General features: G+C 71.3%; 23 protein-coding genes, 1 tRNA gene and 1 pseudogene. 15 read left to right on the forward strand and 10 right to left on the reverse strand.

Going from position 1 to position 26,017, the window contains the following annotated elements; all coding sequences use genetic code 11:
* Positions 1–22: 22 nt before the first annotated feature.
* Positions 23–1,306 carry an MFS transporter gene (locus ABGB10_RS17815; RefSeq protein ID WP_347661965.1) on the reverse strand — a complete coding sequence of 428 codons (1,284 nt, stop codon included), beginning with the start codon at positions 1,304–1,306 and terminating at the stop codon, positions 23–25.
* A gap of 120 nt (positions 1,307–1,426) precedes the next feature.
* Here ABGB10_RS17815 and ABGB10_RS17820 point away from each other — a divergent pair, with 120 nt between their 5' ends.
* Positions 1,427–1,900 (forward strand): hypothetical protein, encoded by a 474-nt coding sequence (locus ABGB10_RS17820; RefSeq protein WP_347661966.1) that lies wholly within the window; start codon positions 1,427–1,429, stop codon positions 1,898–1,900.
* A 52-nt stretch (positions 1,901–1,952) separates the two neighbouring features.
* Here the strand turns inward: ABGB10_RS17820 and ABGB10_RS17825 are convergent, their stop codons facing one another.
* Together ABGB10_RS17825 and ABGB10_RS17830 are read right to left on the reverse strand one after the other, a co-directional pair.
* Entirely contained in the window at positions 1,953–3,842 is a 1,890-nt protein-coding gene (locus tag ABGB10_RS17825) for a hypothetical protein (RefSeq protein ID WP_347661967.1), read from the reverse strand.
* A gap of 172 nt (positions 3,843–4,014) precedes the next feature.
* A complete protein-coding gene (locus ABGB10_RS17830; RefSeq protein ID WP_347661968.1) occupies positions 4,015–4,839 on the reverse strand; it encodes a methyltransferase domain-containing protein in 825 nt (274 codons plus the stop codon).
* 237 nt (positions 4,840–5,076) lie between these two features.
* Here ABGB10_RS17830 and ABGB10_RS17835 point away from each other — a divergent pair, with 237 nt between their 5' ends.
* On the forward strand, positions 5,077–5,421 hold the full coding sequence (locus ABGB10_RS17835; RefSeq protein ID WP_347661969.1) for a hypothetical protein: 345 nt from the start codon (positions 5,077–5,079) through the stop codon (positions 5,419–5,421).
* Positions 5,422–5,514: 93 nt separating this feature from the next.
* Here the strand turns inward: ABGB10_RS17835 and ABGB10_RS17840 are convergent.
* Both ABGB10_RS17840 and ABGB10_RS17845 read right to left on the reverse strand, forming a co-directional pair.
* A tRNA-Pro gene (locus ABGB10_RS17840) sits at positions 5,515–5,591 on the reverse strand.
* 249 nt (positions 5,592–5,840) lie between these two features.
* Positions 5,841–6,734 (reverse strand): metallophosphoesterase, encoded by an 894-nt coding sequence (locus ABGB10_RS17845; protein ID WP_347661970.1) that lies wholly within the window; start codon positions 6,732–6,734, stop codon positions 5,841–5,843.
* Positions 6,735–6,759: 25 nt separating this feature from the next.
* Here ABGB10_RS17845 and ABGB10_RS17850 point away from each other — a divergent pair, with 25 nt between their 5' ends.
* On the forward strand, positions 6,760–7,215 hold the full coding sequence (locus ABGB10_RS17850; RefSeq protein WP_347661971.1) for a GatB/YqeY domain-containing protein: 456 nt from the start codon (positions 6,760–6,762) through the stop codon (positions 7,213–7,215).
* 114 nt (positions 7,216–7,329) lie between these two features.
* Here the strand turns inward: ABGB10_RS17850 and ABGB10_RS17855 are convergent, their stop codons facing one another.
* Positions 7,330–9,759, reverse strand: coding sequence for a transglycosylase domain-containing protein (locus ABGB10_RS17855; protein WP_347661972.1), 2,430 nt, complete (start codon positions 9,757–9,759; stop codon positions 7,330–7,332).
* A 407-nt stretch (positions 9,760–10,166) separates the two neighbouring features.
* Between ABGB10_RS17855 and ABGB10_RS17860 the strand changes: the two genes are divergently transcribed.
* Entirely contained in the window at positions 10,167–10,487 is a 321-nt protein-coding gene (locus ABGB10_RS17860) for a WhiB family transcriptional regulator (RefSeq protein WP_210780772.1), read from the forward strand.
* A gap of 6 nt (positions 10,488–10,493) precedes the next feature.
* Here the strand turns inward: ABGB10_RS17860 and ABGB10_RS17865 are convergent, their stop codons facing one another.
* The 3 genes and pseudogenes from ABGB10_RS17865 to ABGB10_RS17875 all read right to left on the reverse strand — a co-directional run.
* Positions 10,494–11,645 (reverse strand): ArsA-related P-loop ATPase, encoded by a 1,152-nt coding sequence (locus ABGB10_RS17865; protein WP_347661973.1) that lies wholly within the window; start codon positions 11,643–11,645, stop codon positions 10,494–10,496.
* Positions 11,646–11,699: 54 nt separating this feature from the next.
* Entirely contained in the window at positions 11,700–12,677 is a 978-nt protein-coding gene (locus tag ABGB10_RS17870) for an ArsA-related P-loop ATPase (protein ID WP_347661974.1), read from the reverse strand.
* A gap of 26 nt (positions 12,678–12,703) precedes the next feature.
* A pseudogene (locus ABGB10_RS17875) lies at positions 12,704–13,156 on the reverse strand (hypothetical protein); the annotation flags it as partial.
* 717 nt (positions 13,157–13,873) lie between these two features.
* Here ABGB10_RS17875 and ABGB10_RS17880 point away from each other — a divergent pair.
* The 7 genes from ABGB10_RS17880 (at position 13,874) to ABGB10_RS17910 (ending at position 21,926) form a co-directional block, all read left to right on the forward strand.
* Positions 13,874–14,359, forward strand: coding sequence for a hypothetical protein (locus tag ABGB10_RS17880; protein WP_347661975.1), 486 nt, complete (start codon positions 13,874–13,876; stop codon positions 14,357–14,359).
* A gap of 44 nt (positions 14,360–14,403) precedes the next feature.
* The gene (locus ABGB10_RS17885; protein WP_007466198.1) at positions 14,404–14,559 is read left to right on the forward strand and encodes a DUF4177 domain-containing protein; all 156 of its coding nucleotides are present in this window, start codon (positions 14,404–14,406) and stop codon (positions 14,557–14,559) included.
* A gap of 40 nt (positions 14,560–14,599) precedes the next feature.
* Complete coding sequence (locus ABGB10_RS17890; RefSeq protein WP_347661976.1) at positions 14,600–15,061, forward strand: RidA family protein; 462 nt, start codon at positions 14,600–14,602, stop codon at positions 15,059–15,061.
* 135 nt (positions 15,062–15,196) lie between these two features.
* Positions 15,197–16,033: an MBL fold metallo-hydrolase gene (locus ABGB10_RS17895; RefSeq protein ID WP_347661977.1), complete on the forward strand. Its 837-nt coding sequence runs from the start codon at positions 15,197–15,199 to the stop codon at positions 16,031–16,033.
* A complete protein-coding gene (locus ABGB10_RS17900; protein ID WP_347661978.1) occupies positions 16,030–19,665 on the forward strand; it encodes an adenylate/guanylate cyclase domain-containing protein in 3,636 nt (1,211 codons plus the stop codon). The genes ABGB10_RS17895 and ABGB10_RS17900 overlap by 4 nt, the downstream gene beginning before the upstream one ends.
* 227 nt (positions 19,666–19,892) lie before the next feature.
* Entirely contained in the window at positions 19,893–20,396 is a 504-nt protein-coding gene (locus tag ABGB10_RS17905; RefSeq protein ID WP_347661979.1) for a hypothetical protein, read from the forward strand.
* 30 nt (positions 20,397–20,426) lie between these two features.
* Positions 20,427–21,926, forward strand: a complete 1,500-nt coding sequence (locus ABGB10_RS17910; protein ID WP_347661980.1) for a serine/threonine-protein kinase — start codon at positions 20,427–20,429, stop codon at positions 21,924–21,926.
* Here the strand turns inward: ABGB10_RS17910 and ABGB10_RS17915 are convergent.
* Positions 21,910–22,254 (reverse strand): hypothetical protein, encoded by a 345-nt coding sequence (locus ABGB10_RS17915; protein ID WP_347661981.1) that lies wholly within the window; start codon positions 22,252–22,254, stop codon positions 21,910–21,912. The two genes, ABGB10_RS17910 and ABGB10_RS17915, sit on opposite strands and share 17 nt — an antisense overlap.
* A 167-nt stretch (positions 22,255–22,421) precedes the next feature.
* Between ABGB10_RS17915 and ABGB10_RS17920 the strand changes: the two genes are divergently transcribed.
* The 4 genes from ABGB10_RS17920 (at position 22,422) to ABGB10_RS17935 (ending at position 25,975) form a co-directional block, all read left to right on the forward strand.
* Positions 22,422–23,363, forward strand: coding sequence for a transporter substrate-binding domain-containing protein (locus ABGB10_RS17920; RefSeq protein WP_347661982.1), 942 nt, complete (start codon positions 22,422–22,424; stop codon positions 23,361–23,363).
* Positions 23,360–24,550, forward strand: coding sequence for a hypothetical protein (locus ABGB10_RS17925; protein WP_347661983.1), 1,191 nt, complete (start codon positions 23,360–23,362; stop codon positions 24,548–24,550). Before ABGB10_RS17920 ends, ABGB10_RS17925 begins: the two co-directional genes overlap by 4 nt.
* A 67-nt stretch (positions 24,551–24,617) precedes the next feature.
* On the forward strand, positions 24,618–24,965 hold the full coding sequence (locus tag ABGB10_RS17930; RefSeq protein WP_347661984.1) for a PadR family transcriptional regulator: 348 nt from the start codon (positions 24,618–24,620) through the stop codon (positions 24,963–24,965).
* A 71-nt stretch (positions 24,966–25,036) separates the two neighbouring features.
* Positions 25,037–25,975 (forward strand): hypothetical protein, encoded by a 939-nt coding sequence (locus ABGB10_RS17935; protein ID WP_347661985.1) that lies wholly within the window; start codon positions 25,037–25,039, stop codon positions 25,973–25,975.
* Positions 25,976–26,017 lie beyond the last annotated feature (42 nt).

Consider the following 26,017-nt stretch of genomic DNA (forward strand, 5'->3'; position numbering starts at 1 on the left):
GGTGCGGGGTGCGGGGTGTGGGTCAGGCGGGGGCGGGGGCCGGGGCGGGTGACGCCGGCGTGGCCGTCGTTCGGCCGTCCTGATCTGCGGTGAGCAGTCGGCGCAGGGAGAGTGCGACCAGGGAGGCGACCAGGCAGCCGCCGACCACCGTCGCCACCCAGACCATGCCGTTGGCGGCGCCGATGAGCGGGCCGGCGGTCACCGGGCCGATCACACCGCTGACCCCGAAGATCATCGAACTCATCGCGTTGTACCGGCCGCGTAGCTCGTCGGTGGCCAGTGCGTTGGTCAGCGCGGGCATCACCGGCGAGAGCATCGTCTCGCCGAAGCCGAAGATCGCCGAGCAGGCCACCACGCACAGGGCGGCGAACAGGGCGCTTTCACCGCTGACCAGGCCGCCCGCGCCGAGGACCAACCAGGCGGCGGCGAACACCGCACCCACCACGGCCAGTGCCCGGGTGCGACTGCGCCCCTCGATCCGCCGGATCACCAGCAGTTGCGCGAGCACGATCATCACGGTGTTCGCCGCGAGTGCCCACGCCACCACTCTAGGGTTCACCTCGACGACCCGCACCGCGTACGCGGCGAAGCCCACCTCGACCTGCGCGTACCCGCAGGTGGTGAGGATCAACCCGAAGATCACCAGCCGTCGGAACGGGCGGTCGCGGAGCACGGTCAGGTAGCCGCCGGGCGACGGCTCGTCGACACCACGACGGTTGCCGAGTCGGTGACCCACCCCGGGCAGGGTGAGCAGGATGATTGCCGGCAGCAGGTACGTCACCGCGTCCAGCAGGTAGATCGTTTGGAAGGTGTCGGGCCGGGCGGTGTCGACGATCGCGCCGGAAGTCATGCCACCGATGCCGATGCCGAGGTTGAGCAGGGCGAAGTTCAGCCCGAAGACGCGTTGCCGCTCACCGTCGTCGGTCAACGAGGCGAGGATCGTGTTCTGCCCGGACCAGATCGCCGAGCTGCCAATGGCGATCACCGTCATCACCAGCAGTGCCGACCCGGAGGAGTTGACCAGCGCGAGCGACCCGGTGCCGACCGCCTCCAACAGTAGGCAGGGCACCACGATCCGACGTGCGCCGAACCGGTCGATCAGCGTCCCACCCAGCGGCGACAGGGCCAGGGTGACCGCCCCGTACCAACCGATCACGAGCCCGGCGCGGGTGTCGGTGAGCCCGCGTACGTCGGTCAGGTAGATGAACAGGAACGGCAGGGTCAGGCCACGTCCGATCGCCGACAGCAGGGTGCCGACGAGGATCCGGCGGGCTTCTGGACGGCGGGGCAGGGCACGACGCAGCATGACCGGCATTCTGTTCGCCGGGTGTGACACCACGCGACCCGTTTTGAGCGCTCCCCGCTGTCGTCGAGGCCGACGGGTGATCAATCGCACGGTGTCCGCCGGGTCTGCGATGCTGGCCCGATGACCGGCACCTGGCGACATCTGCCCGCTACCGCCCGCGCCATCGCGGTGACCGCCACCGCGGCCGTGGCCGCCGCCCAGGCACGTGACGGGCAGGCGTACGACGAGGCAGTCGATGGGCTCGCTGCGGACGAGCGCTCCGGCCTGGTGCTCGGCGCGGTGGTCCGACTGCTGTTGGAGGAGAGCCACCCGGAGGGGTTGACCGGCGACGACGTCCGCCAGGTGTTGACCCGCTGCGTACAGGAGGCGGCGCGGTGGCGGTCGGACGTCGACCCGCACGTGGTGCTCGTCCTGCTGGCCGGAGCGCTGGGCGTGTACGACCCCGAGGGCGACGAGTCGCCACCGGACGCCTCGGCCCTGGCCCGGCACGCCCCGCTGCTGGTGGCGGACCTGCTGGCGGCGACCGGTGCCCCGTTGGACGGCTACCTGGCCGCCGCGTTCGCCGAGATCGAGCGCACCGAACGACAGGACTGACGGACGCGGGGGCGACCACACCGGTGTGTGGCCGCCCCCGCGTCCGGGTGGGTCAGGAGGCGGAGGTCGCCACCTCGAACGAGTACCAGTTGGGGTAGTCGCTGACCGTGCCGTCGGCGCGTACGGCGTAGACGGTCAGGTCCACGTACCCGATGGCGGTCGGCGTCCAGGTGATCGTGGCCCGGCCGTTCGCGTCGGCCGGCACCTCGGTCGGCTCGGCGCCGTTGAAGCTGAACTGGTAGGCCGTGGTGTCCGTCCAACCCGGCGGTGGGGAGAAGGTGAAGGTGCCCTCGATCCCCACTCCGCCGACGGCCGAACCGTCCGGCGAGGAGTAGACGTCGGACTTTACCCCGGGGCCGGGATAGAAGGACGTGGACCAATTGCCCTCCGGCGAGACGAACCCGTTGTCACTGCGGCTGCGGACCTTGAGGTGGTGTCCGTTCGGGTTCGTGGCGAAGAAGCTGAAGAAGGCCGTGCCGTCCTCCTGGGCGTCCCGCGTCTCCGGCGTTCCCCCGTCCAGGGTGATCTCGTAGTCGCGGACGCCTGTGACACCAGGGGCCGGGACGAACTTCAGCAGCACTTCCTGCCCCCACTCGGGGGTACCGCTCTCCACCCGCACCTCCGGCTCGACCCGCGGCACCAGAGTGCGGTACTCGACGGTCTCGGAGACGTTGCCCGCGAGGTCGATCGTGCGGACGCTCAACCGCTGGGGCCCGGAGCCGATCAGATCGATCGTCACCGTCGCCGAACCGCCGGGGGTGTTCGCCCGCACCGATCCCGGCTTGTCCAACGGGTGGGTGCACTCCAACTGGCCGTACTCCCCGCTGGCCGAGCAGCCGTGGCCGCCCAGGCTGCGCCACGAGTATTCGAAACCGGCGACGTCCTTGTCGCCGTTCCCGGAGAAGGTGAAGACCGGCGACACGCCGGTCGGCGCCGCCTCGCCCGTGCTGTCCTGCGGGTAGTTGGCCGAGGTGATGGTGGGCTCGACGGGGGCGGTGCGGTCGTGGGTGAAGAAGCACTTCTTCGACCAGGGCGAGTAGTCCGCGCCGTCGGTCACCCGGGCCTGCCAGACGTAGGTCGTGCCGTCGGCGAGGGTGCCCTCGGGCAGGTTGACCCGGTTGGCTCGGCCGGTGAGGCCGTGTTCACCGGTGAACACCTGGCGAGCGTCCGGGTCGGCCTTCGGCCAGATGGCGACCTCGGTCTTGACCGCGCGCTCGTCGTACTCGTCGGCGTCGCTACCGACCGCCTCCAGGATGCTGGCGAACCCGCCGATGCGCGGGTAGGGCGCGAGTTGGGTGCAGGGCAGACCACCGTTGTACAGGTGGGCGGTGTCGATCTGCGGCACCGAGTTGAACTCGACGTTCAGGTCGACGCTGCGGTACGGGTGCAGCCGTCGGCCGTAGGACGCGTCGCTCTCGTACTGCTCCGGCACCCGGATCTCGAAGGTGATGTGACGCTGCCGGTGTGCCACCGCATCCTGCACCGCCGCGCCCACGTCGAACGTGATGGTGGCCCCCGGGCAGAACTGCACCGGCGTGAGGACCTCGCCGAGCTTGGCGAGCGGTTCGGGTGCTCGGTTCCAGGTCGGCGTCGTGGTGACCGGCTTCGTCCGCCAGATCTCGACGGCACGCTTGCTGCAGTCGGCGACGGTGCGTTCCTCGAGGAACACCTTGCCGCCGTAGATCTTCTTGCCCTCGTAGGCGGAGAGGTCGAAGGTGGCGTACACCCGCGAGGTGTGGCTCTTGCCCTTGTCGTCCTGCCAGGTACCGAGCGGGACGTCGGTGTTGCTGTCCACCGGGTACGCCTTCTTCGGCGTCGCCGAGTCGGTCCACCCCACCTGGACCGACGGTGGACCGTCCAAGTGGGGTGCTGCGGTGGCGGTGTTCGCGGTGGAGATGAGAGTGAGCCCGCTGACGCCCAGCGTCAGCGCGAGTGCGCTCACGATGCCACGGCGCGGCCTGGATCTGATCACAGTGGATGTTCCTCCCCGTTGTCACCCGCCGATTGAACGGATGATCAGGCGCATCAGATCGCGCGCGGCAGCCAGGCGGCAACCACCTTTCGGCCGGCTCGGGGCCCGGTCGAAAGGATCGATGATCAACGGGTGACGCCGGTCAGGCGGGAACGGCGACCCGCCGCGCAACGACCTCCAGGTATTCCGCCGGGATCCGCACCGTGCCGTCGGTGGCCCGGTTGTGCGTACGGGCCAGCTCCACCAGGTCGGCGTGCAGCTCCGGTCGGCGCTCCTCGGGCAGCGCCTCGAACGCCTTCAACGTCGGCCCGTAGTTGGCCCGGAAGAAGAGGGCGAACTCTTCAGGTGTGCCGAAGCGGAAGACGAACTCCCGGCGTACCGCCCGAAGGTCGCCCACGGCCCCGCCGAGCAGCTCGCGGACCCGGTCCTCGTCGCCCCACTGCACCGGCGGGCGCAGCCCGGCCGGTGGCGGCACGTGACGCCCCACCGTGCGGAACAACTCGCCGATGAAACCCTGCGGCGTCCACGACGCCAGCGCGACCGTGCCTCCGGGCCGGCAGACCCGGACCAGTTCGGCCGCCGCCCGCTCCTGGTCCGGGGCGAACATCACGCCGACGACGGAGAGCACCGCGTCGAAGGCACCGTCGACGTACGCCAGGCGCTCGGCGTCCCCGGTCACGAACGTGACCGGGAGCCGTTCCGCCGAGGCCCGCGCGTGACCGCGTTCCAACAGTTCGGGTACGTAGTCGAGGCCGGTCACGGCGCAGCCGCAGCGGGCGGCGGCGATGGCGGCGTTGCCGGTGCCGGTCGCCACGTCCAGCACCCGGGCGCCGGCGGAAAGGTCAGCCTCCGTCACCAGCAACTCGGAGATCGGGTGGATGAGCGTCGCGACCGCTCCATAGTCGCCGCTGGCCCAGGTCACCTGCTGGCGTGCCTTCACGGCGGTGAGATCGAGTGCGGTGGTCATCGGTGGTCCCCCTCGGACGGGTCGTTGTGCCACCGACGCTAGGCGTGGCGACACCTCCAGGGATCGGTAGAAAGACCTATATCGGCTGCATAGAGCCGGTGTCGGATCAGTCCTGCTCTACAGATCATCGGCTTGCCGGTCACCATCAACCCGCTCCTTTGACCCCGTCCGTCGCGAACACGACTCTTACCAACGCCTTCGGTGCCGTCTTGGACTGACGGCTTCTGGAGGTGGAGCATGCTCTTCAAAGCCATCATTGCGGTGCTGGTGGCTGTTGCGGGGTTGGCGGCAATATTCTGGGTCGCCAACTGGCCCTTCAACACCCCGTGGGAGCGCGAGCTCAGTCCCGAAGAGCGTCGGATCAACGCCGAGCACAATCGGCGTCATCACCGCCGTGCGGCGCGCGTGGTGCTGCCCATGCTCGCCATCGTGCTCGGCCTGACATCGGTGAGCCTCTTGTCGGGTCCAAACAGTGATCCGTTTGCGGCGGTGGTCATGGGCATCATTTCGGTGGTGTGCGCCGGCCTGTTCGGTGCCCTCATCAGGACGGGTCGCAGGCGGCGGGCTTCGACACGGCGATGAACCCTGTGGCCCGGCTCCTGCCTCAGGAGGAGCGATAAGCCCTGAAACGAATCAAGGCCCCTCCGTGGAGGGGCCTTGACCTACTGTTACCTCTGGTCGGGGTGGCCGGATTCGAACCGACGACCTCTTCGTCCCGAACGAAGCGCGCTACCAAGCTGCGCCACACCCCGAGGCGTGCCGACAAATAGTAGCCCACCCGCCCCGATGGTCAAACTCGGTACCCCCGCCGCCCGGAGCACCCTGGGGAGAGCCAAGATCCGCGCAACTTCCCCGATGTTGCTGCGTCAGCACGGGGTGAGGCAGCAACATCCCCGATGTTGCTCGGATCTTGAGGCCCGCTCGGATCTTGAGGCCTGTGCGGATCTTGAGGCCCGCGCCGGGCGCAGGGGTGCGGGCGGGGCGCAGGGGTGCGGGGCGGGTCAGCGGGGGATGAGGGTCAGGATGCTGGCCTCCGGAGGGCAGGCGAAACGGACCGGGGCGGTGGGGTGGGTACCCAGACCGGCGGAGACGTGCAGCCACGAGTCCGAGCCCGGCCACCGGTGCAGGCCGCGCGCCATCGAGCGGGGCAGGCCGCAGTTGGTCACCAGTGCCCCGTAGCCCGGTACGCAGACCTGACCCCCGTGGGTGTGCCCGGCCAGCAGCAGCCCGAAGCCGTCCGCGGCCATCTGGTCGAGCACCCGTGGCTCGGGGGAGTGCGTCACCGCGATGGACAGGTCGGCCGAGGACGACACCGCGCCGGCCACGGCCGGGTAGTCGTCCCGGTCGATGTGGGGGTCGTCGACGCCGACCAGGTCGAGCTGCCGACCGCCGGCCTTCAGCATGGTCCGGGCGTTGTTGAGGTCGACCCAACCGGCACCGGTGAAGACCTGACGCAGCTCCTCGTAGGGCAGCTCGACGCCCTCGGTGTACTCCCGGTCCGGCAGGAAGTAGGTGAACGGGTTCTTCAACACCGGACCGGTGTAGTCGTTGGAGCCGAAGACGAACGCCCCGGGGAAGTCCAGCAGCGGCTGCAGCGCCCGCAGCACCCCGGGCACCGCGCCCGGGTGGGCCATGTTGTCGCCGGTCACCACCACCAGGTCGGGGTCCAGGGCGGCCAGCGACGCCACCCAGCGCTGCTTGCGTGCCTGGTCGGGCATCATGTGCAGGTCGGACAGGTGCAGCACACGCAGCGGCTCCGCGTCGGCCGGGAGCACCGGCACGTCGTACCGCCGCAGGGTGAACATGTTGCGCTCGATGAGCGACGCGTACGCGAGCGTGGCCGCGCCGACCGTGGCGGTTCCGGCGGCAAGCCGGAATAGTGTGCGCTTTCGCATGCCGTTCAGGGTAGTTTGACCGTCCATGAGCACGCTGAAGGACCGCCTCACCGCCGACATGCGTTCCGCGCTCAAGGCGCGCGACGAGCTGACCACCTCCACGCTGCGGATGGCCCTGGCCGCCGTCGGCACCGCCGAGGTCGCCGGCAAGGCCAAGCGCGACCTCACCGACGACGAGGTGCTCGCGGTGCTGACCAAGGAGGCCAAGAAGCGCCGGGAGGCCGCCACCGCGTTCGCCGACGCCGGCCGTGCCGAGCAGGCCGCGAAGGAGACCGCCGAGGGTGAGGTGCTGGACCGTTACCTGCCCAGGCAGCTCCCGGACGCCGAGCTGGCCGAGCTGGTGTCGGGGGCGCTCGCCGCGGGCGGCTTCACCGGGAAGGCCCAGATGGGCCCGGCGATGAAGGCGGCCCAGGCCGCGGTGGCGGGCCGGGCCGAGGGTGGCCGGGTGGCCGCAGAGGTACGCCGACAGCTCGGTCTCTGACTCAGCGGGACCAGCGCTGGCGCACGACGACAGCCATCCCGGCTCGGTGGGCCGGACAGACGAACGGGCGGGCACCCGAGGAGGGTGCCCGCCCGTTGTGTTCTGCTCGTCGGCTCAGCCGCCGGGACGACCACCGGGTCGACCACCGGGCTGGTTGCCGGGTGGGTTACCCGGCGTGCCATTGGTGTTGCCCGGCGCGCCGCCGCCGCTGCTGACCTGGATGCTGACCAGGCCGCCCTTGATCGTGCGTCCGTCCGGGCTGGTGCCGGCGGCATCGCCGGCCTTGCACGAGGAGGGGACCTTCGTGCTGGAGACGACCGGTTCGAAGCCGGCGCCCTTGAGCCGGGACTTCGCCTGATCCACCGAGATGCACTTCACGTCGGGGATGCTGCGCTGGTCACCTTCGGAGATCTTCTGGCCCGGCGGCTCAAAGTTGATCTTCGGCTTGCCCTTCATCGCGTCCCGCAGCGTCTCCCACACCGGCGGGTTGATGCCGTCCTTCTCGGCGTGCTTCATCTTGACGTTGGTCTGCGGCCAGTCCGGGTCGGCCATGATGCCGGCCACCGAGTACTGCTTGGTCATCGCGACCAGCGCGGCGGTCTTCTCCGAGTCGGTGGTGCCGGACTTGCCGGCCACCGGGTAACCGACGTCGCCGCGGACGTTGGGGGCGGTGGCACCCGCGCACCGGGAGGACGACGACTTGTCACCGACCGGGCACCTGGCGGCGTCCACGGCGGCGCGAGCCACGTCGGTGCTGAACCGCTTCTCGCAACGCGGGTTGGCGATGTCCAGCTTGTTGCCCTCCGGGTCGCGGATCTCCTGCACCGGGATCGGCTCGCAGTACTTGCCGTCCGCCGCCAGGGTGGCGTAGGCGTTGGCGAGATCGAGCGGGGTGGTCTGCGAGACGCCCAGGGTGAACGCACCCCACTGGTGCGCACCCTTCTCCAGGTCCAGGTCCTCCTCGGACCGGAAGTTGATGCCCAACCGCTTGGCGGCCTTGACCACGTTCTCCGCACCGACCTGCTGCTGGAGTGGCACGAAGTAGGTGTTGACCGAGCGGCCGAACGCGCTCCACATGTTGTGGATGCCGGCCATGCTGTCGGTCGAGTTCGTGGGGCAGTAGAAGCTGGTTCCCGCGCAGGCCGCCGGGCCAGGCCGGATGATGTACTCCGACTTGAACTGCTTCTGCGCGTTGATGCTGTAGCTGAGCGGGATGCCCTTCTCCAGCGCCGCCACGATGGTGAAGATCTTGAAGGTCGAGCCGGCCTGGTAGCCGGTGATGCCATCGCCACCGGTGAGCAGCGGGTTCACCGTGGCCGGGTAGTTGCCCCGGATCTTCTTCTTGCTCTTCGCCGGGTCGCTGGAGATCTTGTTCTTCGGGTTCTTCGGGTCGTCCAGCTTGAACTGCCGGTTCACCGCGAGCGCGCGGACCCGGCCGGTGCCGGGCTCGACCACCGCGACCATGGCGGCTTCCTTGCTGTTCTCGCTCTTGGCCTTGCGGACCGCCTTGTCCGCACCCTTCTGCGCCTGGACGTCGATCGAGGTCACCACGGTGTAGCCGCCGCTCTTGAGCCGCCGCTCCCGGTCGTACGTGGTCGAGCCGAACGTCTCCTGCTGCATCCACCAGCGGTAGAAGTAGTCGCAGAAGAAGCCCCAGCTGTTGACGTTGGCGGAGACGCAGCCGTTCGGGGTGCGCTTGTCCTTCACCTCGAGCTTGACGGCCTTGGCCGCGTCGGCCTCCTGCTGGGTGATGGCCTTGATCTCGACCATGTTGTCGATGACGTAGTCGCGGCGGTCCAGAGCGAGCGGGTACCCGGCCTTGGTGGTCGGGTCGTTCGTCGTCGGTGCCTTGACCATGCCGGCCAGCAGCGCCGCTTCCTCGATCTTGAGCTTGCTCGGCGGCTTACCGAAGTAGACCTGGCTGGCGGCGAAGATGCCGTACGCGCCGTTGCCGAACGAGGCGAGGTTGAGGTAGCGGGTGAGGATCTCGTCCTTGGAGAATTCCTTGTCGACCTGGAGGGCCAGTCGCATCTCGCGGAGCTTGCGGGCGCTGGTGTCCTCGGTCGCCGCGACCACGTCGGCCGGGTGGGTGGCCGAGTAGGCGATGGCCAGCCGGACGTACTGCATGGTCAGCGTCGAGGCGCCCTGCCGGCCGGAGCCCTCGCTCTGGTTGTTGACGAACGCGCGGGCGACACCGTTGATGTCGACGCCGTTGTGCTTGTAGAAGTCGTGGTCCTCGGCCGCGATGATCGCCTTGCGCATGAACGGCGAGATGTCGTCGAACTTCACGTCGCGCCGGTTTTCGTCGTACATCGTCGCGAGCGGTGTCTTGCCGTCCGATGCCAACAGGTAGCTGATCTGTGGCGCACGGGCCACCGTCAGCTCCGTGGGCAGGGCGCCGAATGTCTCGGCGCCGGCCTTGGCGGCCAAGCCGGACATCGCCACTGCGGGGAAGGCCGCCGCAGCGACCACCACGCCGGCCAACAGGCCACACACGAGTAGCGATGCGGCGTTGGTCAGCACATTGTGGTCACGTTTCCGCATCCAGGTCACCTCGACAGGGTACGCGAGTAGGGAACGAGGGGCGCTGGGGCGTTCTTTCCCCATTTCCTGCGCGCGCTGCCCTCGTTGTGCTAAACGCACGACCCCCGCTACTTGGTTGCGTGTGACCTGGCGTGAGTCTCCTCCGATCCCAGGAGGCGGCGCAGCGTTATCGCCGACCTGGGCGGGGTAACCGGCGATCGAAGGCCCGGGAAGCCGGGACTGTCCGAAATGATGGATTTCGTCGACAACGTTGCGTAATCGGTCGACTACAGAGCATGATGGGGGCGGCGACAGAGCCACATGTCGTCCGCGCCGCCTTGGGGAAGGCAGGCCGGGCGATCGGGGGGAATTGCCGGCTGACGTGCATCGACGAGGTCGGTAGGTACTGCAAGGGGGGACGTGTACACATGGGCATGATCACTGACTGGCCGTCGCTGGCGGCATGTCAGAACGGGGACCCGGACGCGTTGTTCGTACAGGGCGCCGAACAGAACGTGGCGAAGCGGATCTGCCGGAGCTGCCCAGTTCGGTACGAGTGCCTGGCCGACGCGTTGGACAACCGGATCGAGTTCGGTGTGTGGGGTGGCATGACCGAACGCGAACGGCGGGCGCTGCTGCGCCGTCACCCGCAGGTGACGAGCTGGCGCAAGATGTTCGAGGCCGCGATGAAGAAGAACAGCAAGGACAAGACCGGCAAGGACAAGATCCTGGTCAGCGCGGCCAACTGATCCCGGTCACGGCTGGCTGATCGCCTCGCCGATCGTCCGCAGCCCGTCGACGTCGTGTACGTCGGCGGGCTGAGCCGTCACCGACACCGTCGGCACCGCCGGGAACGCCTCGGTGAAGCGCGCGGCGACCTGCTGCTCGCGTACCGCCTGGCGGGCCAGCGCCGCGTGCGCCCGCAACACGTCGACGGTGGCCTCGTGCCCACCCAGCTCGGTCAGCCGCTCGGCGGCGACCCGGCTCTGCTCGGCGTCCAGCTCCGGCACCGCCGGTCGGTGCACCCGGTTGAGCACCAGGCCGGCGAGCGGCATCCGCTCGTCGCGCAGACGGCCCGCGAAGTAGGCGGCCTCCCGGACCGCGTCCGGCTCCGGTGCGGCGACCAGCAGGAAGGCCGTCTCCCGCGCCTGGAGGATGCGGTACGTCTGCTCCGCGCGCTGCCGGAAACCGCCGAACATCGAGTCCAGGGCGGCCACGAAGCCGGACAGGTCGGTGAGCAGTTGGGCGCCCAGCACCTTTTGCACCACCTTCGAGAACATCCCGAACGAGGCCGTGACGAGGCTGAACATGCTCCGTCCGCCGCTCCGTGCCGGAGCCAGCAGCAGTCGCAGCATCCGGCCGTCGAGGAAACGGGAGAGTCGGGCGGGCGCGTCCAGGAAATCCAGTGCCGAACGGGACGGGGGCGTGTCCACCACGATCAGGTCCCACTCGCCGCGGGCGTGCAGCTGGCCCAGCTTCTCCATCGCCATGTACTCCTGCGTGCCGGCGAAGGTCGAGCTCATTGCCTGGTAGAACGGGTTCGAGAAGATCTCCGCGGCCTTCGCCGGATCGGTGTGCTGCAGCACCACGTCGTCGAAGGTGCGCTTCATGTCCAGCATCATGGCGTGCAACTCGCCGCCGCTGCTCTCGACGTCGATGCCCTTGACCTGGCGAGGGGTGTTGTCCAGCTCGGTCAGGCCCAGTGACTGCGCCAGCCGGCGAGCCGGATCGATGGTGAGCACCACCGTGCGCCGGCCGTGGTGTTCGGCCGCCCGCAGCGCCAGCGCCGCGGCAGTGGTGGTCTTTCCCACCCCGCCGGCACCGCAGCACACGACGATCCGCACGCCCGGGTCGGCGAGGATCTGGTCGACGTCCAGCTGCGGCGCCGCGTCTTCGGAAGGCACCAATCGAGCGTATCGGGCCGCGTGGGTCCACGCGCCCGTGCTGAGCTCAGGTGTGAGTCAATCGGCGCTGACGAGGGCCTGGGCCAGGGTCGAGAGGCCCGCCCGGTCCACCCCGTCGGACAGCAACGGCAGCTCGATCATCGGCAGCCCCAACTCCACCAGCTCGGCGCGGAGCGAATCTTCCAGTTCGCGCCGGATGAGCTGGTCCCGAGCCTCGTCGTGCAAACCGGCCACGGTGTCCCGATCGGCCGGCAGCCCGGCGGCGACCAGCCCACGTCGCAGCTCCGCGGCGGTGACCGCGGGGCCGGCAGGCAGCCGAGGGCGAGCGCCGTTGACGAGCACCTTCCCGACGCCGAAGCCGAGCGAGGTCAGGTCGGCGATCGCGTCCACCGTCTCCTGTACCGGCATCTCCTCCAGCAACGTGACCACGTGCACCGCGGTCATCGGGGAGCGCAACAGCGCCGAGACACCCTCGCTCTGGGTCTTGATCGGGCCCACCTTCGCCAGCCGGGCGGTCTCCGCCGTCACGTTGAGGAAACGGCCGATCCGTCCGGTCGGCGGGGCGTCCAACACCACCGCGTCGTACGCGCGGCGCTGCCCGGAGGTGCGGGTGGTCGCCTCCTTCACCTTGCCGGTGAGCAGCACGTCCCGTAGGCCCGGTGCGATGGTGGTGGCGAAGTCGATGGCACCGAGCTTGCGCAGCGCCCGACCGGCCGCACCCAACTTGTAGAACATGTCGAGGTACTCCAGCAGCGCCTCCTCGGCGTCCACCGCGAGAGCGCGTACCTCACCGCCGTCCGGGGCGTCGGCGAGGTGCCGCTCCTCGTAGGGCAGCGGGTCGATGCCGAACAGCTGGGCGATGCCCTGCCGTCCTTCGACCTCGACCAGCAGGGTGCGCCGGCCGCCGGCGGCGAGCGCGAGAGCCAGGGCCGCCGCGACGCTGGTCTTGCCGGTGCCGCCCTTGCCGGTCACCACGTGAAGGCGGGCGGACCATCCGGTACCGGCCGGCTCGATCGGCCGCTCAGCTGCACACACCCGTCGAGCCTATCCAGGCCCGGCGGTCACGCGACCTCGCAGACCCACCAACCCGTCTTCTGCACCACCGTGAAGCGCAGGTCCTGGTCAGCCACCTTCTCGTCGGAGGTGGTCATGGTGACCCGGGTGGAGACGGTGGCCCGGTCGCCGGTCTGGTTGTCCACCTTCGGGGTGGTCCACCGGAAGCGTGGGTTCTGGTGCGTGGAGGCGTACTTCTCCACCTCGGCGACCTTCGCGGCGATCTTCTCGTCGTCGCGGGAGGCTGCGCAGACCCGACTGGCCGCCTTGGCGGCGTCGCGGTCCTTGTAGACCGCGGTGAGGAACTCGTCGACGGCGACCGTCGGCTCCTTGGCGCCCTCACCGGTCTCGGCGTTGCGCAGGGTCAGGAACGCCACCACACCGCCACCCACGCAGAGCACCATGATCACGATCAGTGCGATCGCCGCGATGAGCAGCCCGCGCTTCTTCTTCGGCTCGGCCGCGCCCTGGTACGACGGGTAGGCCGGTGGGGGCGGGGGAATCGACGAGGGGTTCGGGGCGCCCGGCTGCGTCGATGCGGCCGAGGTGGGGCCGCCGGGCCCTTCCGGCTGCCCGGCGCTGGGCTGCCCGGCGAAGGCCGGCTGGACAGGGGGGCCGGCCGGCTGCCCGGGGAAGGCCGGTGAGGTGGGGCCGGCGGGGAGCGCCGGCTGGGCGGAGGATGCGGGGAGGGCGAGCTGCCCGGGCGCCGGTGCGGGGATTGGCTGGCTGGGGACGGTCGGCGTGCCGGGCTGACCGGCGGGATCCGGGTGGGCCGGCGGGTGAGCGGGTGAGCCGGCCTGGTCGCCGCTGGGCGGGTGGGTCATGTCGTTCCCCCAGGGGTGCGGCGCCCGCCGCCACCCCTGGCGCCGAGCGTGATCGAGCGGGCGGCCGGGCGCTGCGCGACCGTCCGACCGGAAGGGTAGCGGTCGATGACCGGATCGGTGTCTCCGCGGCCGTGCCGCACGGTCCAGCGATCCGGTCGGCGGTACCCGGGTCCAATTCGGTGTCGGGCCCCCGACCTGCGGTGTGTCGCATATGTGACTGTTGGTGGCTGGTTGTGCGCGTCCTGTTGGTGGGACTGGGGCCATCGACCTACCTTCGTCCCGGTGCGGGGGCCGGAACGGACGAATACGTCCGGCCCGGAAGCATGATCCGAGAGGTACGACCGGAGGCAGTGCATGCGCGACGCGGACAACATCCCTCGTACCCAGTTCCCGACCAACGACCGGCCTCGGCGGCCCGGTTCCGCGGTCGAGACCGGCGGGGGGCCCGTCGGCGGCCATCCGGTCAACGAACGGTCGTACCGCCGAATGCCGGAGCAGGCGGAGGTGGCCCGGACGCCGATCCACCCCGCCGAGCGGGCCCGCGACGACGACGAAGCGGGCTACGTCATCCACCTGCCGATCCGGGTGCCGAGTCTGGCGGCGGCGACCGTGCTGGCCGGCCGGGTCGCGGTGTCCCTGGGCTTCCTGCCCGAGCTGGACGCCGGCGAGACCACGGTGTCCAACGCCGACGACCAGAACAACCGGCACCGGGTCTTCTGCGACCTGCTGCTGCCCGACCGGTCCCGCTGCCCCCAGGGGTACGAGCACGAAGGGCTCTGTGGGGAGTTGCCGACCACTCCGGAGCAGCGTCCCGCGTCCCGCCCGGCCAGCGGACCGTAGGCTGTCCCTCGAACAATTCCGCACCGAGAGGGAGCCCTTCAGCGATGCAGAAGTGGGAATACTCCACGGTCCCGCTGCTGGTCCACGCGACCAAGCAGATCCTCGACAACTGGGGCGAGGACGGGTGGGAACTCGTCGCCGTGGTCCCCGGGCCCAACCCGGACCAGCTGGTCGCCTACCTGAAGCGGCCCAAGGCGTGAGCGCGGGCAGTGCGGCGCAGCGGATTCCCGGGGTGATGCGGTGAGCAACGGTCCGCACGCGAAGCTTGCCGAGCTGGGGTTCGAACTGCCCGAGGTCGTGCCGCCGGTGGCCAGCTACGTGCCGGCCGTCCAGTCCGGCCAGCACGTGTACGTCTCCGGCCAGTTGCCGATCGCCGAGGGCAAACTGCTCGCGACCGGCAAGGTCGGCGCCGGGATCTCCGCCGAGCAGGCCAAGGATCTGGCCCAGCGCTGCGCGCTCAACGCGCTGGCCGCGGTCGACTCACTGGTCGGCCTGGAGAACGTGGTCAAGGTGGTCAAGGTGACCGGTTTCGTGGCCTCCGCGCCCGGGTTCACCGGCCAGCCCGCAGTGATCAACGGTGCCTCCGACCTCTTCGGCACCGTCTTCGGTGAGGCTGGCCGCCACGCCCGCAGCGCCGTCGGAGTGGCCGAACTGCCCCTCGACGCCCCGGTGGAGGTCGAACTGATCGTCGAGGTCGCCTGACGCTTCGGCGTCGCCCCGCGACGCGTCGGAAGGAAGGGCCCCTTCCTATACATCAGGCGTTAATAAGGGGCCCTTCCTTCCGGTTCGCGGGGCAAGATCGTGGGGTGTGGCGAGCGGGGTCGTACGATCGCAGCCATGAGCGGGCACGTGACGGCGCCGGCGACGGCGCCCGCCGACGAGCTGCCGACCTGGGTGACGCTGCTGCGCGCGCCGAACCCCGGGCCGATGACCCTCGACGGCACCAACACCTGGGTGCTGCGCGCCCCGTCGGCCGAGCAGGCCGTCGTGGTCGACCCGGGGCCGGCGGACGAGGGGCACCTGACCCGCATCGCCGAGCACGGGCCCGTCGGGCTGATCCTGATCACGCACGGCCACCCCGACCATACCGAGGGTGCCGCCCAGCTGAGCGAACTGCTCGGCGGTGTGCACGTCCTCGCCGCCGACCCGGCGCACACCATCGGCGGTGAGCCGCTGACCGAGCCGGGTGAGCAGCTCGGCGGCTTCGGCCTGGAGATCCGTCTGCTGGGCACACCAGGGCACACCGCCGACTCGGTCTGTTTCCTGGTCGAGCACGGCGAGGAGCGGGCGGTGCTCACCGGGGACACCATCCTCGGCCGGGGCACCACCGTGGTCGCCCACCCGGACGGGCACCTCGGCGACTACCTGGCCAGTCTGGAGCTGCTGTCCGCGTACCGGGGAATCCCGGCCCTGCCCGGGCACGGCCCGGCGTTGGCCGACTGCGCCGCCGCCGCCGACTTCTACCTCGCGCACCGCCGGGCCCGGCTCGACCAGGTCCGGGCAGCGGTCGCAGCCGGCGCCCGCACGCCCGCCGACGTGGTGGCGGCGGTCTACGCGGACGTGGACCGCTCGCTCTGGTGGGCGGCCGAGTGGTCGGTCCGTGCCCAGCTCGAACATCTGGGTGTCGACCCTGGGGAATCCGCGCCCGGGGTCAGTGGGTTGGAGCACATGTGACCTGCCCCGTGTGTGGAACCGTTGCCGTTCCCGGCGCGCGGTTCTGCCACAACTGCGGTGCCGCGCTGCCGGCCGCCGCCACGTTGCCGGCGGCCGAGCGCCGGGTGGTCACCGTGCTCTTCGGTGACCTCTCCGAGTTCACTTCCTGGTCGGAGGACCTCGACCCGGAACGCGTCGGCGCGGTCACCGACCGGGTGCTCGCCGCGCTCGCCGGCGCGGTGAAGACGTTCGGCGGGCACGTCGACAAGCTGACCGGCGACGGGATCATGGCGGTCTTCGGCGCACCGGTGGCGCACGAGGACGACGCCGAACGCGCGGTCCGGGCCGCCCTGTCCATGCAGCGGGCCGTCCGGCGGGTGCTCGACGACGAGCGCGGCGGCGGCGCGCCGCTCGGGCTGCGGGTCGGGTTGAACACCGGCGACGTCATCGCGGGCATCCAGGCGGCGATCGAATACACGGTCATCGGCGACACGGTGAACACCGCCGCCCGGCTGGCCGACGCCGCCGCGGTCGGCGCGGTGTACGCCGGAGGGCGCACCGCCGCCGCGACCCGGCACGTGTCGTCCTGGCGGGCACTGCGTCCGCTGCGGCTCAAGGGCAAGCGGGAGCCGGTCGAGGCGTACGAGTTGCTGGGTCTCCTGGACGCGCCGGGCACCCGGTCGGGGCTCGGCGACGAGGCGCCGTACGTCGGCCGGGAGACGGAGATCGGCCGGGTCGCCGGCCGGCTCGCCGAGGTGATCGACCAGGGTGACCCGCGGGTGCTGCTGATGACCGCCGAGGCGGGCATCGGCAAGTCCCGGTTCGCCGCGGAGGTCGAGCGCCTCGCCGCCGGGTACGACGTCGGCGCCGGCCGGTACGCGGCGCACACGGGCGCCCGGGTGCTCTCGGTGCGGTGCGCGGCGTTCGGTGAGCGACGCCGGCTCGCGCCCCTGGCCGACCTGGTTCGTGCCGCCGTCGGCCTGCCCGGCGACGCGGCCACCGCACTGACCCGACCGGCGGTGGAGGAGAGGCTGCGGCGGCTCGGGCAGCGGCTCGCCCGCTCCGGCGGTGAGACCGCGCCGATCGCCACCGAACAACTGCTCGCCCTGCTCGGCTACGGCGAACTCCCCGCGCACACCGGCACCGACACCGGCGAGTGGGGTGGGTCGGGCGTCCCGGCCGCGGACGCGGAGGCGGTGCCGAACGCGGTCGCCGACCTGCTCAGCGGCCTCGCCTCGGAAGCGCCGCTGGTGATCGTGGTGGACGACCTGCACGACGCCACCGCCGAGACGATCAGCGCCCTCGGGCTGACCCTGTCCAGGCTCACCGGCCCGGTGCTGGTGCTGCTGCTCGGTCGGCCGGAGTTGGTGCGTACCGCCGGGGCGCTGACCCGGGTCGCGGACGCCGAGGTGCACTCGCTGCCGCCACTGCGCGGCGCGGACGCGGCGCGGTTGCTCACGAGCTATCTCGGTGGCGGCAGGTTGCCGCAGGCCGACACGGACCGGCTGCTCGCCACCGCGCAGGGAAACCCCTTCTACCTGGCCGAGTTGGTCACCCTGCTGATCGAGCGGGGCGCGCTCACCACGGAGTCCGCGCGGGGCGTCCGCGCACCGTCGGAGCGGGCCGGCACCGGCGAGCGCGACCAGAGCCCGTCGGCCGGCTGGCGGCTGGTGCCCGGTTCGCTGGGCAGCCGGCTGCTCTCCCGGGACCTCGCCGCCGTCCTCGCCGCCCGGATCGACGCGCTGCCACCGGACGCCCGGTCGGTGCTGCGGGACGCCGCGGTGATCGGTGACACGGTGCCGAACGGGGCGTTGGAGGCGATGCGCGAGCAGCGCGCCGGCCGCGATGGCCGGCCGTCCGCCGTGGTCGCCGTGGAACTCGACCGGGCCGTCGAGGAGCTGCTGCAACGGCGGATGCTGCACCGCTCCCGGACCGGGTACTCGTTCGCGACCCCGCTGATGCGGGAGGCCGCGTACGCCGGGGTGAGCAAGGCGGAGCTGGCCGAGCGGCACGCCGCGCTGGCCCGCTGGGCGGCGCCGGCGGACGAGGCCGCCCCCGCCGCGCCGGGCGGGTTCACCGACGAGGCCCGCGACGACTTCGTGGCGACGCACGTCGAACGGGCCGCCACGCTCGCCGACGCGGTGAAGCTGCGCCCGGACGCGCCGGCCCGCGCGGTGGTACCACTCGGCGTCGCCGCGCTCGGCCGGGCCGCCCGTCGGTCGCTGTCCGTCGGTGAGCCGCTGCTGGCCGTCGAGTACGCCGAACGCGCCACCGAGCTTGCCCGCGACGGAGTGCCGGCGGCCGACCGGGTGGTGCACGCCCGGGCCCTGCTCCAGGTCGGCCGGGTCGTCGACGCGCTGGCGTACGCCGAGAAGATCGCCGCGAACGCGGGGGACGAGGCCACCCGGGTCGGTGCCCTGCTCCTCGCTGGGCAGGCCCAGGAGACCCTCGGTGATCAGGGCCGGGCGATGACCGCCTGGCAGGAGGCGTTGCAGGTGGCCACGGCGGCCGACCTGCCCGTCCAGCGCGCCACCGCGATGCGCCGACTCGGCATGGCCGACTTCGTGGCGGGGCGGCTGAGTCAGGCGAGCAGCCGGTTGGCTGCCGCGTACCAGGTCAGCCTCGGCGCGCAGGACCGGCGCGGGCAGGCCTGGTCCCTACAGAACCTGGCCTGGGTCACCACCACCCGGGGTGACTTCGCCGGCACCGACGCCGTGCTCGGCCGGGCCGCCCGGCTCTTCGCCGAGCTGAAGGACCCGTACGGGCAGGCCTGGCTGCGGGGCACCACGGCGTTCGCCCGACTGCTCGCCGGCCGGCTGCGCGAGGCGTGTCGGATGGCACAGGTGTTCCTGCCCTTCGGTGAGCGGGTCGGCGAGGCGTGGGCGGTGGGCACGCTGCGCGCGGTGGCCGCGTTCGCCACCGCCGAGCTGGGCGACCTGGCCGAGGCGGACCGGGAGGCCCGGCGGGCGTACCGGGAGTTCGCCGCCGCCTCCGACGACTGGGGGCGCGGGTTCGCGCTGGTGGTCCGCGCGGTGGTGGCGCGAGGGCTGGGCGAGCCGGAGCACGCGGCGGACCTGCTCACCGACGCACTGGCGTACGCCGAGCGCACCTCGCACCCGCTGCTCACCGGGATGGCCGGCACGTTGCGCGGTTTCGTGGCCTTGGACCTGGGCGACTGCGAGACCGCCGAGCGGATGGCCCGGGCGGTGCTGACCACCGTGGAGCCGCACAATCCGCAGGCTCCGGCGCAGGTGGCGCCTCGGGTGTTGCTGGCGACGGCGCGCCTGGCCGCCGGCGACTCGGCGACCGCGGTCGGGCTGCTCGCCCCGGTGGCCACGGCCGCCGCGAACCGGCCCTCGCTGCTCTTCTCCCGCCGCCAGACGATGGCCCAGTACGCGTCGGCGCTGCTCGCCCACGGTCAGCGGGAGCAGGCGTTGGACTGGGCCCGGCGGGCGGTCACCGCGCCGGCCGAGGACGTACGCAGTCAGGTGATCGCGGCCAGTGTGCTGGCCGAGGCGCTGGCTGCCTGTGGCCAGCCGGCGGAGGCGCTGTCCTGCGCGGAAGAGGCGGTCCGCCTGGCGTACGCGACCGAGCAGCGCAGCGAACGCGCCGCCGCCGATGCCCTCCGGGCCCGCCTGACCCCCACGCCCTGACCCCGTCCCCCCTGATCCTCCCCCTGACCCAGGTGATCAAGAGGTTTGCGTCAGGAAGCGGCCCTCCGGTGACCGAAACCTCTTGATCAACTCGACGGGGTCGGGTGCGAGAGGGGGCAGGGTTTCTGCCGGTTTTGGGGATGTGGTGGTCGGGGGGAGCCGCTAGCGTGTCACCACCGTGTGCTGGTCCACAGTGGTGACCATCGCCGTGCCTGGGGAGGCCCTTCATGAAGCTGCCGCGTTCCATCGCGGGCTGGACCATCGCGGTCTTCGGAGTGTTGGCGCTGGTGATGGGCACGGTCGGGCTGCTCTGGCCGGAGGCGCAGCTGCGCATGCTCGGGTTCGAGGTGCCGGAGACCCGTGCCGTCGGTGATCACACCGGCACGTTCCTGCTGGCGTCCTCGATGGCGGCGTTCAACATGGGCGTCTACTACCTGCTGGCCACGGTCACCGAGTGGCGGGCGTTCTACCGGTTCACCGTGGTCTTCCGGCTGGTCACGTTCACCGTCTTCACCATCGCGGTGCTGGCCGACATCGCTCCCGACCGGTTCTTCGGCGTGGCGGCCTGGGAAGGGTTGGGGGCCGTGGCCACCGCCGTCGGCCTGCGCCTGGACGCTCGCCGGGGCGCGCCGGCCGGCGACGTCGACACGTCCGAGGGCGCTGCGGCGGCTGCGGCCGCCGAGGAGGGTACCGGTCCAGCCGGAGCCGCTCCGGCGGACGCGGTGCGCTGAGCCACCGGCCGGGTTGGGTATTTTCGAGCGGTGACGGACACCCCGAGCGGCGGCTTGCCGGTTCCGATCGTGCCCGGTCTGACTGATTTGCGGGTATTTGCCCGGGGTGGCTACGCGACCGTCTACCAGGCCACCCAGATCTCGGTGGGCCGCGAGGTCGCCGTCAAGGTGGAGAACCGGACGCTGGACAGCGAGCGGGATCAGGCCCGCTTCCTGCGCGAGGCGCGGGCGGCCGGCCGGATGTCGTCGCACCCGCACGTGGTGGACCTCTTCGACGTCGGGGTCACCGTCGACCAGCATCCCTACCTGATCATGGAACTCTGCGACGGCTCGTACGCCGAACGGATGCGCACCTCGCCGCTGGGCCCGGTGGAGGCCCGTGACCTCGGCATGAAGATCGCCGACGCGCTGGCGCACTCGCACGCGGCCGGGGTGCTGCACCGCGACGTCAAGCCGGCCAACATCCTCTACTCGCACTTCAACTCGGCCGTGCTCGCGGACTTCGGGCTGGCCGTGCTCGCCGAGCACCGCGACGCCTCGGTCACGCTGGAGGTGCTCACCCCGGCGTACGCGCCACCGGAGATGTTCAGCCACAGCCCGCCGTCACCGGCCGTGGACGTGTACGCGCTCTGCGCCACCCTCTACGCGGTGATGCACGGCCGACCGCCGCGCTGGCAGTCCGAGCGCAACCCCAGCCTGGTGACCGTGCTGGAGATGTTCAACCAGCCGCTCCCCTCCCTACCCGGCGTGCCGGACGAGCTGATCGAGGTCCTGCGCCTCGGCATGGCGAACGACCCCGCCGAGCGTCCCTCCGCCCTGGAGCTGCACGACCTCCTCGCCAACCTGCCCCTCGGGCCACCGTCGACACCCGTCAGCGGCGCCCCGGTCGGCGGGGGCGCGGCCCTCTCCGGCTCCTACCCGGTCAGCCCCCCGGTGCCCCGCCCGGCCATCGAGGACACCCAACAGGCGGTTCCCGGCGGCCGCCGCTGGCGGCGCTGGTTCCTCGGCGGCGCGGGCGTGCTCGCGCTCGCCGCCTCTGCGACCGCCGGAGCCTGGGTCGCCGACCGGACGCCGACGCCCACCCCGAACCCGTCGGTCACCCAGGTCGCCGCACCGGCGACCGGCCCGCTGCCCGGCTGCGCGACCGGCACCGGCGCGCCGACCGCCCTGCCCGAGGGCGCCCGCTGCCTGCCCGAACTGGAGTGCTTCGGCCCGGTGCGGATCCGCGGCAGCCGCGCGGAGGCGGCCCGGCTGCCCTGCGCCGGCCGGCACACCTGGGAGACGTACGCCGAGGGCATCCTGCCGGTGTCGCTGGTCGGCGCGGACTACGACGAGGTGATCGCCGCTGCCCAGGTGCGGCAGGTGTGCAGCGCGACGACGTTCCGGTTGACCACCGGGATCGCCGAGCCGAGCGGCTGGCACCTGGAGGTGCTACCCCCGGTCGACGGCAGCATCGACCGGGCGTACCGGTGTCTGGCCGGGCGGGGGGTGGACGCGCTCGCCGCGCCCACCCTCACCGGCCGCCGCTGAGCCCGTTCGTCCCGCGTCGTCGGTCACGCACCGCACGCAACGCATCCCGGCTGTCGAGGGCGTCGAGGGTGTCCGCGTCGATCCCGTAGGGCATCAGCTCGGGCGGCCCGACGGTCGCCGGACGGTCCGCGGGCTCCGGGGCGTCGCCCTGCCGGGCGGCGGAGACGGCGACCCCGGCCACCATGGTCAGCAGGACGCAGAGTAGTGCCAAGGCTACGCCGAGAAGATCCTGTCGGCGCCAGACGACAAGCATGACCAGCGGCGCGAGGGCTCCCAGCGCCGCGAGCACCGCCACCGTCCGCGCATCGGGTCTGGGCAATCGGCTCACCCGTCCAGCATGTCGTGACGAGGCCGGCTGTCAACCGCAGAGCCGACCGCCGCGCCGATCGACATCGATCGGCGGACCGGCCCGACGTGGCCGCCGACGTCCACACGCAGTGGACAAGAGCCGCTACTCTCGGTGTCCCGCAGGCTCTTCCGGCAGCGAGGTCGCCCATGAACTCAGGCAGGTCGCAGTCCCGGCTCCGCTCGATCGCGTCGACGCTGGCCGTCGCCCTCACCCTCGCCCTGGCCGCCGCCGCAGGTTGCGACAGTCGGCAGGAGCCCGACCTGCGCTCGGTGCAGGAGAAGATGCGCGAGACGCACATCTACGGCCAGTCGAAGCTACGCATCGGTGTCGCCACGAACGAGCCGTTGATGGGCGAGCTGCGCAACGGCGAGCACGCCGGTTTCGACGTCGAGATCGCCAAGTACATCGCCGCCTCCCTCGGCTACGAGGGGGACCAGCGGCTGGAGTTCGTGCCGGTGGCCACCGAGGAGCGGATCCCCGCGCTGCAGGGCGGCACCGTGGACCTCGTGGTGTCCAGCTTCTCCATCACCGAGGAGCGCAAGAAGGTGGTGAGCTTCGCCGGGCCGTACTTCGTCACCACCCAGGAGGTGATGGTGCCGGCCCGACTGAAGGGCAAGATCAGCACCATCGAGGACCTCCGTAACCCGGACTACAAGATCTGCACCAGCGGCGGCTCCACCTCCGAGGCCGAGCTGGGAAGCCACCAGGTCAAGGCGTTGGTCGTGAAGACCGTCGGCGACTGCGTCAACGGCATCCGTGCCGGCCGCTACGACGCGGTCAGCTCCGACGAGACGATCCTCGCCGGCTTCCTGGCCCGCCACCCGAAGGAGTTCGAGATCGTAGACCTGCCCTTCGGCACCAGCGAGTTGTTGGGCATCGGTGTGCCGATCGGCGACCCGGCACTGCGCGACCTGGTCGCGTTCTTCCTGCAGAAGAGCTACCAGCAGGGGCGCGACGAGCAGGCAAGCCCATGGCAGACCGCGTACAACCGCACTCTCGGTCCGTGGCTGGCGGCCGAGAAGCGTCAGCCGCAACCGCTGGAGGTGCCGAAGCTCGTCGACTTCGACGACAAGGCACCCGCGAAGTGAGCGCGGCGACCACCGCCGCCGGCGGCGACGGCCCGGTCCCGCCGCCTCGCAGATCCGTGCCGGGCGACGACGCCACCGCGCCGACCACCGACGGGACGGAGCCTGCGGCTGGTGGGGTGGACGCCGTCGGTTGGCCGGCTGGTGTGCCGGTCGCCGAACCCGTCGAGCCGGTCGTCGCCGACGTCGAGCCTGGACGGGTCCGATGGGACCCGGCCGAGCGCCGCGCCCGCGCCAGCCAGTCGTTCTGGACGGCGGTGGTCGGCGTACCGGCGATCTTCTCGGTGCTCCGGCTCGGTGTGGAGGCCGGCGGAGAACTCCAGACCACGCTGTTGCTGGTCGCGAACGTCGGGCCGGTCAACCTGCTCGCCGGTTTCCTGACCACTGCGGCCCGGCTGCTCTCGACCGGCATGGTCGCCGTGTTCGCGCTCGGCGCGGTGCTGGCCGTCAGTGCCGACCAGCTACCGCCGGGCACCCGTCGCCGTCCGCTCTTCGCCCGTTGGGCCGACATCACCCCGGCCTGGGTGGTGCTGGCCAGCTTCCTGCTCGCCCTGATCACCTGGCCGCTGCTCTACCTTCCGCTGCTGTTGCCGGCGTTCGCGGCCGCGTTCCAACTCCGCCCCGCGCGCCTGCACGAGCGGGTGGTGCCACGGCTGCTGATCATCGTCGCGCTACTGGCCGGGTACGGCTGGCTGATGCTGCCCACGCTGCGTGCGGCGGTGGAGCAGGGCGGTGAGGGGCTGGCGCTGGCGCTCATCGTGGTGCCTCCGCTGCTGGCTCTGTTCATCGCCGGGCCCCTGCCGGGTGTGGTGATCCGGCCCCTGGCGTCGGTGACCGAGGTGGCGGTGCTGGCCACGCTGGTCTGGGCCGCGGTGCCGGTGATCAGCACGCCGGTGTTGCCGCTGACCGTCACCACTGTGGGCCCGGAGAGCGGGCCGACCGAGGACGTACGTGGGCACGTGGTCACCACGGACGACGTCAACATGGTGATCCTGCAGGAGCAGGGCGGGGTCCGGTACGTCCCGGTCGACCTGGTCCGCGCGCAGGTGCTCTGCCCGAGCGAGGAGGAGTTGCCCCGGCACCAGTTACGCATCCACGACTTCCACGTCGAGGACTCCCTGTTGGAGGGCATGGGCCGGCGGGTCCGCCCGGTCCACCGCATCGACGCCACCTGCCGTACCCCAGCTTGATCGCCGCCACCGGATTTCACGGCGGAAGTCTCACCGTATATGCAGTCACGCGGTATATGCTTCGGTAATGGCGAAGGCTTCTATGCATGAGTCCACCTATCTGATCCTTACCGCGCTCGTCGAGGCCCCACGGCACGGGTACGCGCTCCTCGACGAGGTCCGCCGAATCTCCGACGGGCGCGTTGACCTGCGCGCCGGCACCCTCTACGCAGCCCTGGACCGGCTGCGGACCGAGGGTCTCGTCGACATCGAGCGCGAGGAGCAGGTGCAGTCCAGGTTGCGCCGGTACTACCGACTCACCGCCGCGGGGGCGCAACGCCTGGCCGAGGAGTCGGCGCGGCTGCGCAGCAACGCCGAGGCGGCGAGCGTGCGACTGCGCCGGGCCGGTCTCATTTTCGACGGCGGTGCGGCGTGAGTTTGGACCACACCTACCGGCGGCTGATCGCCTGTTATCCCCGCGCCTACCGGCGGCAGTACGAGGACGAGATGATCGGCGTGCTGCTGGACGACGCGGCCCCGGGCCAGCGCAGGCCGGCCGCGCGAGACGTGCTCGCCCTGCTCGGCGGGGCGTTGCACGCGCATGTCCGCCAGGCTGGTGCTCGATTCTCGGGCGATGCGTGGCGGGAGGCGGCACAGGCGCTCGGCCTGATCGCCGCGTTGATGTTGTTCGTGCGGGATGCGCGCGTTCCGATGCTGCACCTCGCCATGTTCGCGGACAGCTATCCCGAGGGGTTAGGAGAGAAGTTCGTCCTCTGGCCGGTCGGTCTCGTGGCGCTGCTGTGGCTCACCGTGGCGGTGTCGGCCGTGTTCGGGTGGGGCCGAGCAGCAGCCGCGATCGCCGTCTGTTGCGCGGCGTTCGAGGTGGTGCGGGTCGCCGAGGATTACGGGCAATATTCCACGGTGCGCAATCTCTGGCCCGCCGTGCTCGCCGCGATGGTTCCGCTGATGCTCGCCGTCCGTGCTCCCCGTTCCGCCACGGCTTCCCTCGCGCGCTGGCGGCTCGGCACGCTGGCGGCGGCGACGCTGGTCAGCGTCGGTGCTCCGAGCATCGCCCAGGTGACTGGTGCTGATGACTCGACGACTCCCGTTTACGGCACGTGGATCTTCACCGTCGGCGTCGGCCGGATCGAGGCGATCCTGCTGACTGCGGGATACCTGCTCTTCGCCCTTGTCATCCTGTCGACGCCGGCGGTGTTGCGGCGACGCCTGCTCGCGCTTGTGGTTCCGGTGGGCGTCACGTTGGTGCTCACCCGGGTGGGGCTCGGCACCACGGGGACGTTCCTGGAGCGTTCCACCCACGACGGTGTCCTCGATGCGCTCACCCTGGCGCAGTGGCTGACCCTGGTGCTGGCGCCCGCGCTGCTCTTCGCGGTGGCCGTGGCGATCCTGCACCAGCGGGAGCGCTCGGGCACACAAGGCGCGTGAGGAGGCCGCGCGTCACGCGGCCGAGCGGCTGATCGACTCGGC

Source organism: Micromonospora sp. B9E7 (assembly GCF_039871815.1).
Lineage (GTDB): Bacteria > Actinomycetota > Actinomycetes > Mycobacteriales > Micromonosporaceae > Micromonospora.

Excerpts from the sequence above, each read along its gene's own strand:
- ABGB10_RS17815 (WP_347661965.1), bottom strand. The coding sequence starts at position 1,306 with ATGCTGCGTCGTGCCCTGCCCCGCCGTCCAGAAGCCCGCCGGATCCTC.
- ABGB10_RS17820 (WP_347661966.1), top strand. The coding sequence starts at position 1,427 with ATGACCGGCACCTGGCGACATCTGCCCGCTACCGCCCGCGCCATCGCG.
- ABGB10_RS17830 (WP_347661968.1), bottom strand. The coding sequence starts at position 4,839 with ATGACCACCGCACTCGATCTCACCGCCGTGAAGGCACGCCAGCAGGTG.
- ABGB10_RS17835 (WP_347661969.1), top strand. The coding sequence starts at position 5,077 with ATGCTCTTCAAAGCCATCATTGCGGTGCTGGTGGCTGTTGCGGGGTTG.
- ABGB10_RS17845 (WP_347661970.1), bottom strand. The coding sequence starts at position 6,734 with ATGCGAAAGCGCACACTATTCCGGCTTGCCGCCGGAACCGCCACGGTC.
- ABGB10_RS17850 (WP_347661971.1), top strand. The coding sequence starts at position 6,760 with ATGAGCACGCTGAAGGACCGCCTCACCGCCGACATGCGTTCCGCGCTC.
- ABGB10_RS17855 (WP_347661972.1), bottom strand. The coding sequence starts at position 9,759 with ATGCGGAAACGTGACCACAATGTGCTGACCAACGCCGCATCGCTACTC.
- ABGB10_RS17860 (WP_210780772.1), top strand. The coding sequence starts at position 10,167 with ATGGGCATGATCACTGACTGGCCGTCGCTGGCGGCATGTCAGAACGGG.
- ABGB10_RS17880 (WP_347661975.1), top strand. The coding sequence starts at position 13,874 with ATGCGCGACGCGGACAACATCCCTCGTACCCAGTTCCCGACCAACGAC.
- ABGB10_RS17885 (WP_007466198.1), top strand. The coding sequence starts at position 14,404 with ATGCAGAAGTGGGAATACTCCACGGTCCCGCTGCTGGTCCACGCGACC.
- ABGB10_RS17895 (WP_347661977.1), top strand. The coding sequence starts at position 15,197 with ATGAGCGGGCACGTGACGGCGCCGGCGACGGCGCCCGCCGACGAGCTG.
- ABGB10_RS17905 (WP_347661979.1), top strand. The coding sequence starts at position 19,893 with ATGAAGCTGCCGCGTTCCATCGCGGGCTGGACCATCGCGGTCTTCGGA.
- ABGB10_RS17920 (WP_347661982.1), top strand. The coding sequence starts at position 22,422 with ATGAACTCAGGCAGGTCGCAGTCCCGGCTCCGCTCGATCGCGTCGACG.
- ABGB10_RS17930 (WP_347661984.1), top strand. The coding sequence starts at position 24,618 with ATGGCGAAGGCTTCTATGCATGAGTCCACCTATCTGATCCTTACCGCG.
- ABGB10_RS17935 (WP_347661985.1), top strand. The coding sequence starts at position 25,037 with ATGATCGGCGTGCTGCTGGACGACGCGGCCCCGGGCCAGCGCAGGCCG.